The 14378-nt window shown below is 35.7% G+C and carries 10 protein-coding genes; 9 read left to right on the plus strand and 1 reads right to left on the minus strand.

Annotated elements, in window-relative coordinates; all coding sequences use genetic code 11:
• Positions 1-324: 324 nt before the first annotated feature.
• The 8 genes from HPC41_RS22585 to HPC41_RS22625 all read left to right on the plus strand — a co-directional run bounded on the left by HPC41_RS22585 (position 325) and on the right by HPC41_RS22625 (position 11999).
• On the plus strand, positions 325-852 hold the full coding sequence (locus tag HPC41_RS22585) for an RNA polymerase sigma factor (protein WP_172396332.1): 528 nt from the start codon (positions 325-327) through the stop codon (positions 850-852).
• Positions 853-898: 46 nt separating this feature from the next.
• A complete protein-coding gene (locus HPC41_RS22590; protein ID WP_172396333.1) occupies positions 899-2056 on the plus strand; it encodes a FecR family protein in 1158 nt (385 codons plus the stop codon).
• A 252-nt stretch (positions 2057-2308) separates the two neighbouring features.
• Positions 2309-5938 (plus strand): SusC/RagA family TonB-linked outer membrane protein, encoded by a 3630-nt coding sequence (locus HPC41_RS22595; RefSeq protein WP_172396334.1) that lies wholly within the window; start codon positions 2309-2311, stop codon positions 5936-5938.
• Between the two features lie 11 nt (positions 5939-5949).
• Entirely contained in the window at positions 5950-7419 is a 1470-nt protein-coding gene (locus HPC41_RS22600; RefSeq protein ID WP_172396335.1) for a RagB/SusD family nutrient uptake outer membrane protein, read from the plus strand.
• Positions 7420-7422: 3 nt separating this feature from the next.
• Entirely contained in the window at positions 7423-8793 is a 1371-nt protein-coding gene (locus tag HPC41_RS22605) for a substrate import-associated zinc metallohydrolase lipoprotein (protein ID WP_172396336.1), read from the plus strand.
• 81 nt (positions 8794-8874) lie between these two features.
• Positions 8875-10200, plus strand: coding sequence for a DUF4302 domain-containing protein (locus tag HPC41_RS22610; protein WP_172396337.1), 1326 nt, complete (start codon positions 8875-8877; stop codon positions 10198-10200).
• 100 nt (positions 10201-10300) lie between these two features.
• Positions 10301-11116 (plus strand): hypothetical protein, encoded by an 816-nt coding sequence (locus HPC41_RS22615; RefSeq protein WP_172396338.1) that lies wholly within the window; start codon positions 10301-10303, stop codon positions 11114-11116.
• A 724-nt stretch (positions 11117-11840) separates the two neighbouring features.
• Positions 11841-11999 carry a hypothetical protein gene (locus HPC41_RS22625; RefSeq protein ID WP_172396340.1) on the plus strand — a complete coding sequence of 53 codons (159 nt, stop codon included), beginning with the start codon at positions 11841-11843 and terminating at the stop codon, positions 11997-11999.
• A gap of 842 nt (positions 12000-12841) precedes the next feature.
• Here the strand turns inward: HPC41_RS22625 and HPC41_RS22630 are convergent.
• A complete protein-coding gene (locus tag HPC41_RS22630; protein WP_172396341.1) occupies positions 12842-13369 on the minus strand; it encodes a hypothetical protein in 528 nt (175 codons plus the stop codon).
• A 613-nt stretch (positions 13370-13982) separates the two neighbouring features.
• Between HPC41_RS22630 and HPC41_RS22635 the strand changes: the two genes are divergently transcribed.
• Positions 13983-14366, plus strand: a complete 384-nt coding sequence (locus HPC41_RS22635) for a hypothetical protein (protein ID WP_172396342.1) — start codon at positions 13983-13985, stop codon at positions 14364-14366.
• Positions 14367-14378 lie beyond the last annotated feature (12 nt).

The following is a 14378-nucleotide window of genomic DNA, read 5'->3' on the forward strand; positions in this document are numbered from 1 at the left end:
CTTATCTGGCTATGAAGGTTTTTTATGAAAGTCTACAATATAGTAAAAAAAGGCGAAAAACTGGAGTTTTCTGAATGTTTTATTGCTTGTACAGTACAAAAAGGGATGATTTTGCTCGAATTGGATAACCAAAATTACAATTTGTTTAATTTATATGAAGCGCTGTTTTGTGACTGCTAAAATATTTTTGCTATTCACAAAATAAATAAGCATTTTTACAATACAATTATTAAACATCCGGAATTGGATGTGTTTATTTACCCTAAATAACAATCTCATCTATAGTTATTACAATAGAAAAGTGAGAGCGAAAGTGATCTAACTATGCAAAAAGAAGAAGTATTGTTCAAGACGCACTATAATGGCCTGTGTCATTTTGCCTGGAAAATAGTTGGCGACCTTGCCGTTGCTGAAGATCTGGTACAGGACTCTTTTATTGCATACTTTAAAAATACGGTTCAAGTGAGTGATAATGAGATTGCAATAAAGAATTATCTTTATAGTTCGGTGCGTTTTGCTTGTTATAATCACATTCGCCATGAAAAGGTTCGTCAAAAATACTGGAATGTTGTTGGTTTTACCGAAGAAGACAATACTGCATTGGAATTAAATATGATTCACAGTGAAGTTATCCAGGAGATATATCGAATAATTGAACAAATGCCCTTTGCCTGTCAGCAAGTTTTTCGATTAGGCTATCTGGAAGGGTTATCTAATTTGGAAATCACCAAAGAGCTGCAAATTAGTATCAATACTGTAAAAACACAAAAACAACGCGGCATGAAAATGCTTTTGAAGCGCTTAAATCCAGAATTTATCCCTCTTATTATTTTTTTGTTAAAAAATATTTAAATTCTTGTCACCCTTTATACAGTCTTGGGTTTCTTTATTGTAATCAATGAAAGAAAATACAGGACATATTGCTGGTTTAATCCAAAAATTCCTTAATGGTCAATTGACGGAGGAAGAACAAGAGCTACTTGATGCATGGCTCAACAGCAATTCACAGAATAAGAAATTTTTAGAATCATTCCGAGAGGCTAAGCATATAGAAGACGATTTGGCAATCTTTCGTCAATTGGATGCTAATAAAGCCTGGAAAAAGCTGAACGAGAAAAGAAGTAAAGGATCTAGATCCTTTAAAAGATGGTCTCTGGGTATGGCAGCGTCGATTGTATTTTTGATGGGAAGCTTTATATTGTGGCGAGTGGCTTTGTCGCCGTTCGAGTCTGAAAACAAACAAGTTGCTATATTCAAAAAGCAAGATGTCGAACCAGCCACGAGCGGTGCAGTATTGGTATTGGCCGACGGTACAAAGGTCTCCTTAAATGATGATTCTACGAAAACCCTGGCTAAAAATAATAACCTGATCGGTAATAGCAACGAATTGGTGGTCAAGGAATCAGATCAGCCTATTCCTTTGCAGTACAACTTGTTAATTGTTCCCAAAGCAAGTTTCTATAAGATGACCTTAGCTGATGGAACAAAAGTATGGGTGAATGCTTTATCTCAATTAAAATTTCCGGCGCAGTTTTCGGCAAAGGAACGCCGGGTAATTTTGGAAGGAGAAGCCTACTTTGAAGTCACCCCCAAAAAAGATCAACCTTTTATTGTAGAGTCAAAGGGAAATGAGATCGAGGTACTGGGGACACATTTTAATATTAATGCTTATTCGGATCAAGTTCGTACAACCTTATCCGAGGGTAGAGTTATGGTTAGGCAGAATGATCAGCGCGTGGAATTACTCCCGGGTGAATATGCGGCATCCTATAAAGATAATTTGATTAAGGGAAAAGCGGACTTAACACATGATCTCGCCTGGCATAACAATGAGTTCTATTTCAAAAAAGAAACGATTACGAATATTGCCCATCAACTGTCACGGTGGTATGATCTGGATGTCACGTTTCGAGGAAATGTCCAACTGGATAAAGAATATACGGGGAGCATTGAGCGTGATGTCAAATTATCGCAGGTGCTTGAAATGTTGTCCTTTGTAAGTGATCTTAGGTTTGAGGTTGAGGGCAAGAAGCTAATTATTGCGACAAGAACTTAGAAGTAATTTTTAAAAAAACAACCGAATGCCTATGAAAGAATGATACCTAACCACAAATGACCTAAAAAGAGAGAACAGGAATGTTGCAGCATCCCTGTTCAGAAAAAGATGTGATCATCAGGTCCTAAATTTTAAAATTGAACAATTAAACCCCAATTAACCACAAAGTGTAAATGTATGAATAACTTACCATTTAGCAAAAGGTGGTCCTTGATCCCTCAAGATCCGCGGTTTTGCAAACCATTACGTATTATGAAAATTAGTACATGTCTTCTATTCGCATTTGTGACGGGTGTGCATGCTAAGGGTACAGCGCAAAAGGTCACCCTAAACATGCGAAATGCCCGCATTGAGGAGGCGCTCTCTGCGATCTCTAAGCAGTCCCATCTCCGTGTGCTGTATAGTGAAAATCTGAATTCCAAAGCACGGATTTCCGTCAATGTCAAAAATGCATCCGTCGAAGAAGCTCTAAATGCCGTATTAAAGGTCAATAATATTGAATATAAGATTATTGCCAATACGATTTCGGTCAACAGTAATGTAAAGAACGGCCGTGTAATAGCTCCATTGGTAATACAACAGCAGTCCATTTCGGGAACGGTCAGAGATAAAGACGGAAAAGGATTGAGTGGCGCTACAGTTACGGTTAAAGGAACTTCAGTCTCCACGCAAACGGATGAACTGGGCCGTTTTAAGATCAATGCATCTTCATCTGCTGTTTTAGTGGTTCGTTACGTCGGATTTGGTACCCGAGAAATCTCCATGGACGGCAAGTCAACGATAAACATCGTGCTTACGGCCAATGACCTAAAGTTAGAAGAAGTAAATGTTGTTGCTACTGGTTATCAAAACCTGGATCGTAAATTGTTCACTGGAGCCTCTTCAAAAATTGATGCGAAAGAAGCCGAACGTGCGGGTGTACCTGATATTTCTAGAATGTTGGAAGGTCAAGCAGCGGGTGTTTCCGTTCAAAACGTATCAGGTACGTTTGGTGCAGCTCCCAAAATTCGGGTCCGTGGAGCCACTTCATTAACTGGCGATAATAAACCATTATGGGTAATTGATGGTGTTATCTTGGACGAAGCAGTAAATATTTCGAACGAAGCGCTCTCAACGGGTGATGCTAATACCTTGTTAGGTTCTTCTGTAGCGGGGTTAAATCCTGACGATATTGAGTCAATTACAGTATTAAAGGACGCTGCAGCAACCGCGATGTATGGGGCCGCTGCAATGAATGGTGTTGTAGTGGTAAACACCAAAAGGGGACGTAATACTGATGGTGTTGTCAACTTTAATTATTCTGGAAATTTTACGACCTATATCAAACCTAATTATAACCAATTTGATATCATGAATTCTGCAGAGCAGATGCAATTGATCATTGATATGGAAAATAAAGGGTACTTGAATCATTCACAAGTTTCTCGTTCAGCTACTGGCGGGGTATTTAATAAGATGTATAATCTGATGTACGATTATGATCCTAGTACAGATTCCTATGCTTTACGGAATGATGCCCCTTCTCGCTACCAGTTTTTGCAACGTTATACGAATGCCAATACGGATTGGTTTGATTTACTTTTCAAACAATCACTTGTACATGATCATTCCTTGAGCATGTCTACAGGGACCAGCAAAAGTCAGACTTATGCTTCTACGAGCTTTATGAATGATTCTGGTTTTACTTTGGGAAATTCAGCGAAGCGTTTTACGGCCAATGTAAGAAACAATTATAAAATCAGTGATAAATTAAGCACTGAGTTTATTTTCCAAAGTAATATTCGTGATCAGCGGACACCAGGAACGCTGAATCGGGTTTCAGATGCTGTATATGGAAGTTATTCTCGCGATTTTGATATCAATCCATATTCTTATTCGTTAAATACCAGTCGGATTATAACAGCATACGATGAAAAAGGTGATTTGGAATATTTTAACAGAGATTATGCACCATTCAATATCTTAAATGAGCTTGATAATAATTACATCAATTTAAAGCTAATGGATATTAAGGTACAGGCGGGCATTACCTATAAAATTTTACCTTCCTTGACCTATTCTGCTAACGGGATGTATCGATATTATAATTCTGAAAGGCAGCATACCATTACGGAGAACGCAAATTTATCAAAAGCATACCGCGCGAATGGTGATCAGACCATCAACGGCGGTAACAGATTTTTATATGCAGACCCCGATTTTCCAAATACCGACAAATATGTGATTTTACCCAATGGTGGTTTTTTCAACGTTGCTAATAATAATATGATCAGTTATTACATGCGACATAATTTAGAATATAATCAAAAGTGGAACGATCATACGTTGAATTTGTTTGGAACTTATGAGCTTCAATATGCTGACAAGCAGAATCACGATTTTAATGGACCTGGAATTGAATATGGAAATGGTAATTTGGTAATGCCTACTTATCGTTACTATAAATATGCAATCGAAAGTGGTAATGTTCCTTTTTCAATGGCTTACAATTATGACCGAAAATTAGCCTATGCACTTCGGGGCGCTTATAATTATAAAGACAAGTATTCATTCAACTTTACGACGCGATATGACGGTTCCAATAAAATGGGACATTCTACTGTAGCGCGGTGGTTGCCTACATGGAACTTATCGGGAGCATGGGATATTGACCAAGAAAATTTCTTCGATCGCGATAATAAAATTCTTTCTTCTGCACGCTTAAGGGCTACCTATGGTTTAGTCGCAAATATGGGGAATGCATCTAATTCCTCTGCTGTCTTTTATAATGCAGTTGCCTATAGACCTTATGAATCTGAAAAAGAAGGAAAGATTAACATAAATGGATTGGAAAACTCAGAGTTAACTTGGGAAAAGATGTACGAACTGAACATCGGTACTGATTTGAGCTTTTTAAATCGTCGAATCGATTTGAACGTAGATTATTACAGAAGAAATATATTCGATTTAATTGGACCTATTAGAACCTCTGGTATTGGAGGTCAATTCGAGAAGCAGGGTAATTACGCAGATATGAAAGGTCATGGAGTTGATATTCAGCTTGGCGGATATCCATTCAAGGATCCGCAAGGCTTTACTTGGCGGACGCAGTTCACTTTAGGATTTAATAAAACAGAAATTACAAAACTTGACGTGACACGTAATATTTGGAATCTAGTTTCTGCTGAAGGAGGAGCCAAATTAGGAAATCCACATCGCGGATTGTATTCTATTGATTTCGATAAACTGAACGCAAGAGGTGGATATCCAATGTTTATTGGTACTGATGGAACTCCAGGCGCCACGTATTTTTGGTTGCAGGACAATGAAACAGATTTCTTGAAATATGAGGGACCAGTGGATCCAACAATCGCAGGAGGATATTATAACCGACTAGAATACAAAAATTTCAGCTTGTCCTTTTTGATGAAATTTGCTTTTGGAAATAAAGTTCGCTTACAACCGAGTTATTCTTCCTCTTATTTGGATATGTACAACGTTTCGAAAGATCTGATAAACCGTTTCATTTACCGCGGCGACGAATACCTTACGGTAATTCCTTCAGCTTTGGATCCTTTGTCAGCGGAATTTGATGTTAAAAATGCGCTTGGGGTAAGAAATGCCGCAAACTATACGTACAATGCTTATAACTATTCATCCGAACGTGTAGCGAAAGGAGACTATATTCGTCTGTCACAAATTTCGATAGGATATAATGTACCGAAGGAGTTAGTTTCACGTATAAAATTTAGAACAGCTCAGTTCAACCTCGTGGGAAATAACTTATGGTTATTATACTCAGATAAAAAATTAAATGGAGTGGACCCCGAATTTTATAGTAATGGGGGGGTAGCTCTTCCGGTTCCAAAACAAATTACCTTATCTGTGAAGTTAGGATTCTAAAAAATTAAGTTATGAAATTAAATACCATCAAATATATCCTATTATCATCTGCATTTTTATTTAGCGGATGTAGTAAATATCTTGATCATGAGCCAGATATGCGTGCTCAGATCAATACTGTGGATAAAGTTAAACGACTGATTGCTTCGGCCTATCCTGGACGAAATTCCTTGGCAATGGCAGAAACGTATTCGGATAATGTGGAAGATAAAGCTGTAGGGGATTTATATCAGCCTGTTCCGGCACTTTATGAGTGGAAAGATGTTATTGGGGACGACACTGATTCTCCTACTGCCTACTGGAATGCTTGTTACGAGGCTATTGCTGCGGCCAACCATGCTTTGGATGCCATAGAAAAAAGCGATTTTGGTGACGAAGTTTTACCTTACAAAGGAGAAGCACTTGTTGCTCGTGCTTATTGTCATTTTATGCTTGCAAACTATTTTGCCAAGGTATTCGATCCGAAATCAGGTGCATCTAATGATTCACCAGGAATACCTTACGTAAAGGAACCGGAAACAGTGCTCATAAAAAATTATGATAGAGGAACTGTTAAATCCACCTATGATAATATTCGTCAGGACTTGGAAGAGGGACTAGCATTATTAGACAAAGGAGAAGGCCTTTGGGATGTTCCTAAATATCATTTTACTCCTGAAGCAGCGCATGCTTTTGCAACACGTTTTTACCTATTTACAGGTGAATGGCAGAAGGTGGTGGATAATGCCAATAAGATCTTTGGCGGAAATTTCGCAGGTAAATTGATTCCTTACAATTCTACTTTCAAGACATTGGGATTTGAATCCGTCCGGACAGAATTTGCTAAGGCTGAGCAACCTTATAATCTTTTGATTAATGAAACGTATAGTGGCTATCAAAGATGGTGGAATAATCGTTATGCAATGGGAATAAATGTATTCCAGAATATCTATAATGGAATGACAGCTGCGGGAGCAAAGCTATATAACTTTGGCGTAAGCTATGGTGCACCTCATTATACAACATATCTTTGGAAAGAGTTTTGGTATGTGACCAATCCAACAGCAAATACAGGTTTCCCTATGTTAATGGTGCCAGTATTGATTACTGACGAAGCCTTGCTGAATCGTGCGGAAGCTTATACTGAATTGGGAAATGCCAATGGTGCTCTGGCTGATCTTAATCTATTTGCCAGCAACAGAATTAATAACTATAATCCTAGTACGCACGCAGTAACAGTTGCAAAGTCCAAGGAGTTTTTTGGTGTTGCAAATGAAAAAGATGCATTGATTGAAACAACGTTACAGTTTAAGCAGATTGGATTTATGTCTATGGGTCTCCGTTGGTTTGATATTATTCGGAAAGGAATAACGGTAAGGCATAATATGATTGGCAATGATGAACGTGAAACATTTTTAGAACTTAAGCCTGAAGACCCAAGACGTGTGTTTCAGATTCCTCAAGAGGCAAAATTGGCAGGTGTCGAACTAAACCCAAGATAAATTATGAAAACTATCGTTAAAATTTTTACAGGAGTTAGTCTGATCGGATTAATCTTTTCCTGCAATAAAGAAGACAAACTAAATTATACCTTACAAAACTACGATACATTTGTACCGGGGGCAATCGATGAATGGATTACTAAAAATCTCACAGATCCCTATAATATTGAAGTGGTCTACCGTTATCAGCGGAATATGCACGATATAAATAAAAATATATCACCTGCAGATGAGTCGAAAGTTATTCCACAAATGGATATTGTCAAAAAAGGTTTTTTGGAAGTCTATAATAAGATTGGCGGCGCTACATTTATTAAAACCTATACCCCAAAACAATTTGCATTGTTCGGTTCTGGAGATTATGATCCGGATGGTTCGGTGAAAGGCGGTACTGCCGATGGTGGACGTCGGATTACGTTATATGGACTAAACGGCTTAAACGAGACTAATCCCAACTCAGTTATCGGAAATTTACAAGTGATCCATCACGAATTCACCCACATATTAAATCAAAATCGGTTTATACCAGTCGATTTTGAAAAAGTCTGTATTGGTGATTATTATTCCAATTGGACGGCACAGGAAAACACTCAAGCTGCAGCTAGGGCACTAGGATTTATTACACCTTATGCTCGAAAGTCTGTAGGCGAAGATTTTGCAGAAACCCTGTCACATCTTATTGTGAAAGGACAGCTGTTTTACGATAGCTATGCATATGCTTCTGGTGCCACTGCCTATTCTAAATTCAAGCAAAAAGAAATCATTGTCCGTGATTACATGATTAAGTATTTTAATATTGATGTAACGCAATTGCAGATGGAATTTCAACGAGTAATGGAGGAAGAATACAAGAGTACGGAATTTAAACTCCCTACTTTAATGACCAATAATTATGTTGGATGGTTGGATTGGGATTATCGAAATAGTTGGGCGATCAATAAACAGATCTCTGCTAAGCAAAAAGACATATTGAATCCGATTCTTGACGAACTAGGCGGCTGGACGACTAAAACTCTACAGTTTAGAATAACCTCATCCACTAAGGCTATACTAAACATTACTTTTGGGGATAATTCAAATACATATTCGGCAGCGTACGACTTCACCATCACCAAGCAAGCAGATAATAGCTTTAAATTTGTCATCTCTGCAACTCAAGGTACAGGAGGCGCATATGACAATGCAAAAATAGATTGGGTGGTTGAAGATGTAACTCCTTTAATAAACTATTTAGGGAATACAGCTTTTGTTCTTGATTGGCACATACCATTGAAGAATGTAACACAACAAGAATATTTGAAATATGTAGATTTTAAAGATAGTAAAGATCCAAATGCAATAATCTTAGGTCAAATAATCGAAAGAAAATTTTAATATGGGACTATAAGGATTTAATCTCTCATAGAGGATAGATAAATCTGATAGCTTCGTAACCTTTAAAATCAAATTTTATAGATGAAAAAGATATTTTATTTTATATGCTTGGTGCTGCTTGCTGTAAGCTGTAGCAAACCGAAAGAAGTTGAGTTGGAGTTGGGATCCGATCCTGACTCGCGTATCGCAGATACCCTGGCGTATGTGAGAAAAACACTAGTAGATGCACCCTTTGGTTGGAAAGCGGCTTTGACAACAGAGTACTCAGGAGGATATGGGTTCTTTATGCAATTTGGGGACAATGATCGTGTGAAAATGGTTGCCGATCTAACGGATCAGACCTCCTCGGATGTAAAAGAGTCAAGCTACCGAATTCGTCAGATTATGGCTGCGACCTTGTCATTTGATACGTATACTTATCTAACGATGTTACAAGATCCTAACCCTGGATCCTATGGGGGGCAGCCCGGAAAGGGTATGGGTAGTGATGTTGAGTTTGATTACGTTAAATCAAATGGAGATACCTTGTTTTTTCAAGGCAGAAAGTTTTATAAACCTTTAATTTTGGTGAAGGCCAAAGAATCGGAAGCAAGTAAATATAATTCAAAAGGTTATTTGAATGCAATTGCAAAAAATAAGACATTTTTTAAGAAAAATCCATTGACCTCTATTGTCGTTGACGGAGTAGAAACAGAAATAGCATTTGGATTTAGTACAAAAAAGATGTCTATGGTTATTGCTAATTCTGATGGAACATTTTCTTCCTCTTTCGCTGATTTCTGTAGTACAATTGATGGTTTTGAAATTATTGGAGAGGCATTAGTAAATAATGTTCAAATTAAGCGTTTTATTTGGAAGGATGAGAATTCTTTTGTTGGAGTTGACAATGAGGGTAAAGAGTATCCTGTAAAAATTAACTCTTCTTCTGTTGTTCCATACCTCACAGCTTTAGGCACAAGTTTTTCAACCATTGCCGTTCCAGACGCTACAACTTATAATGGTTGGAGTACTGATTTCGTAACGCGTAGAGCACAAGCAAAAGCTGGTATAGGACGCTGGAGTTTTAGTACAGGTAGTATTATTTTACACACTATTGATTTCAAATTTCAAGTGGTGAATAATAAAATGTCTGTCGCATTTAATACAACTACAGGAACCAATAAGTTTGTGTTAACCTACAATTATACATACACTGTTGATAATGGTAAATTTAAGTTCAGTCCTAGTGGGACACCTGGAGGGAATGAAGGAGCAATTTACAATGATGTACGTTACCTACTTCAGGAAAGAATCAATACAGATACATTTGAATTAGGCTATTTTGTAAACTCGGAAACAGGTGAAGTCATGTCTCAATTTAAGAGTATTGAACACCCTGATTTTTATTTTACAGGTCAAAATAATTAGTTTTGAAAGAACTAGATTAGGATTCTCTCCTATTCTAGTTCTTTTTTAATAGATCAAATTCATTTGGGCATTTATAAATAAACAGAAATATTTTTGTGTTATGCTCCGAAATTGGCGTGTTGCTATCTATGTAATAATATTTTTCTTTTTGGCATGTAGCATCGACAGGTCAGAAACGATTAAAGGTCGTTTTCCGATATCTTCTCACTTTTATATAGATTTATACAACTTAAATAGTGGCAAGAAGGTTTTGTCAGATACCCTACACGAGCAAAATTTTGATATAAATATTGGACAACTTCCAAAAGGAATTTATCAAATGGTTTTTTCCTGGGATAGAGATGTGATGAAGAAACAAGAAATTGAAAGATTTGCACGTCAACCTGAACTTGGTGCTCCAAAATATTATATGGCAACCACTTTTTGGTTAGACCCTTTGGAGGCAAATACCTATACACTATTACTTGATAGTGCATATAATCAAGCGGATCTAGAGGAGATGTTGTTGGGTGAAAATGAGATAGACTTACCTAAAATTAATATTGTGTCAGACGGCACAAATAACAAAATCTACACTAAATACTTAAAATTAATAGAACGTTACAGGGTCAAAAATCAATTTCAAAAAGATAGCCTTCAACAAATGATGGCATACTATAATGATCTTAAATTAGATAAAGAAGCTGATCGTTTGAATGTTCTCTTAGCAAATGATTGGTTGACTAAAATTAAGGCCGAATTGTTGGAAGAGGAAATAACTTTTATGAAGAAGAATTTAAATAGTGATGTTATTCCCCATATTTATCAGATCCAGGCAAATAGTAAAGAGAATTTTGATCATTATAATGAGATTTACAAATTATTTCCGATGAATATTAAACGAGAATTGAGGCAAAATGCCAAGAATGTTGATTGAATTAATCCAACAATATGGCGAATGTAATATATTATGACCATTTTTTTATTTATATTTAAAGATATATAAACTTAATTTTTTATGAATTCCAACCAAAAAATTATATTAACAGGATCCTTATTTTGTTTGGTTTATTTAATTCTGTTGGTTGTCCATTTATATGTATATAATTCTATCCCTCAAGGGATAGAAGTCTTCATTGGAATCGTTGTTGAGTTATTTTCAATACCTACTGTTTTATTGGTCTTTTTTCTTACTGCTGTTTCGTTATATCAGATTATATTAAAAAAGCAATTCAATAAATTTTGGTATGGGATTTTACTTTGCAATCTGACGTCTTGTATAATCATTTTTTTTGCACCGTAATAATTTAAACACTCATGATTTATCAAATTATATTTATCGTATTAAAAGTGATGGTAATCTTACTTCCATTAGCTTTAATCGTTTTTAGTTTAACAGATCTTTACAGAAGGGATTTTGAAAATAAAAGTGATCGAACCATGTATTTAGTTTTGATCTTAGCTTTGCCTCTTGTCGGATCTTCCATCTATTTGAGTAATAGGCATAATTTTCCGTTAAAAATAGTGGGCTAATAATAGCTTGGAAACTATAGTTGAGCGATTTACAATTTCATTTTTTTATGGCGATAATTTTGAGAATTAAAAAGCATTTTTCATTTATGAAAAGACACGGTAAATTATTCTTCCTTTATTGCTTTATCATGTTAGTAACAATAGTAAGTCAGCAACTTATTGGCGTTTACTTTCGAGATGAAGCAGTGGAGTTCACCACAGGTCGGATAATCAAAACCTTTATTTATCTAATCGTGGGAGCATTGACGCTCACATTTGTGGAAATAAAGACTAATAAAGTCAAATAGATAAACAATGAAGAATACCTATCTATAGACAAAACTGACATGGTAGCAAAACATAGCATTGGGTAAAAGCTTGCGATAAGATTAGAAGACCTACTGAATTTATTGGCGAATTACAACAGATTAATCTTTCAATTGAGATTATAAAGAGAGGTAGTTACCTGCTACTTCTCGTCTATAATTTTTAAGCTTTTCTTTAAGAAAATATGACCACTTAATTTTGATAGAATATAGGTTAATGCAATCCAAATGGTTAAATGGTGTCTATCCTTTATACCTATAACCAATATAATTAAAGCAATAATTATTTTGACCCATTCATCTACTGCAACTCCAGCTATAGTTGTTGTTGTAAAAAATTGATAGATCTTTAATAAAATGTATTCATATTTTAATTTAATAATAGAGTTACGCGGTTTTTTATAAAATTGCTCGGTTTTCTAAATTTTTATCCGATTAAAGATAAGTCTATATAGTGAATAAATAAGAATTGCAATCGCACAGATATCAACTACTATTACTGATATAATTTTCAGTATTTCAGCATCTTGATATAATAGGATATGCTGGGGCATTTGGCTGAGTAAGAATGATGCGGTAATGATATTCAATACCAATGTTAATGGAGATTTCTTGTTTAAGTATGCTTTCATAATGTTAATTATTGTATTACAGATTCATATTTGGCTTACTTAAAGATAGTTGTTTTTTTTGAATTTATTCTTGTTACGCCCGTAACAAAGATAATGAAAAATTATATTTGGATGTGAGATCTGTATCATCAATTCCGTTTAATAAATTAGATTTTCAGCCAACTTACCTTATTGTATCTTTAGGTGATTATATCAAACTTGTTTTCTTAATCTGTAAATATTGATCTGTTTGCCTTGGATCAATCTAGTCCCAACAATTTCTATCAAATCTTCGTTACGACTCATCGCATTCGATAAATAGGCACTAGTATAATGCCATTTTATTTCTGTTAGTAACTCTTTTATTTCACTAATTATTAACCCATCGTTTTTAAATTTGCTGTTGTAAATTAAATAATATTTTATCGCATATGATATGCTTGGACGTTTGTTCAGAATAGTGAAATATTCTAGCCGGGATCTGTGCTTTTTCAACAATTTTAAGCGATATAGATATTCATATTCAATATCCTGACTGTTAAGTTTTGAAATTGATGTATCAAAAAAATCTGCTGCAAGGTTAATATTTTCAAAGGTAAGTTCTGCATCTCCCTTCTTTATCCGCTTCATTTGCTTTGTTGAAACATCAATCAGATTTGAAAACTCAGCATCAGTAATTCCAGAATAATCAATAAGATTAAGGATGTTTTTTGTGATGAATTTTTTGTTGAGATTTTTCATAACGCTAATCTCAATTTGTTTTAGATTTCAAAAAGTGACATTAATTTCTTTTTTTGTTATTTTGTATTTATATTTGTTTATTGTAATTACTGATCCTTAGGAAATCAGTAAATAGGTGTTGAGTGAAAGAGTCTCGAAAACAAATTCCGACAGTTTGTATCCAAAGCGAGATGGTAGTTCAATGCCCATGTTAACTTTTTGCTTATCTTTGATAAGTGCTGTATACATGGGCTCTACTATTCTATCTTTGGAAGGCGTCGGAACCTTGTTTTATAGATGGTAAGCCCTGTTTACAGTCATTGCGTATCACCTTGTAGAGACTCACTTTATATAATTTCAGTGAGTATGAACCAGCAGAAACAATTAACAAAAAATCTTATCAAGTCTCCCGAGTAGCTCGGTCGAACCGATCAAATTATATTTGATCCCTCTCAGTCATGAACTGCATCGTGCCAATATATATACCTTGTAATTACCTTTCAAATGTGGTTTGGCTCATCAATTAATCAATTTATTATTTAAGTGGCTTAGGCTAGCTTAAGTTTCCCAATAGTCTGATTTTAATCGGATAGGGAAAGTTATGCACTTATGTCACCTGTTAAAAACTAAACACATGAAACCTGTTTATGCAAATCTCGTGCAATTGGATCTAGCGTTTTACGAGATATACCAAGAAGGGTACAGTCCCCTAAAAAACATCAAAGACTTTTGGTCAATTTATGCGATCGATACATGTAAAAACCATATCGCAGCTTTAATGGAAAATAGTTTGACGCATGTAATGGCGCTCGACATGACTAAACAAAGCGGAGAGAGGGACTTCTTTGGAGCGCTGCCCCCCCTGCTGATCGCATATTTTATGATCCACTTCCAAAAGCTGGAAATAAACTGGTCTGAAATTTCTTTTTCCGAACCGAGAGAGCGTATCCAGGAAGACCTCGATACCAAGAAAAGAATTTATGATTTCTTCAGTAGCATATCCAAAGAATCTAAATAATAAGAAGATGCT

The organism is Sphingobacterium prati, from assembly GCF_013167215.1.
Taxonomy (GTDB): Bacteria; Bacteroidota; Bacteroidia; order Sphingobacteriales; family Sphingobacteriaceae; genus Sphingobacterium; species Sphingobacterium prati.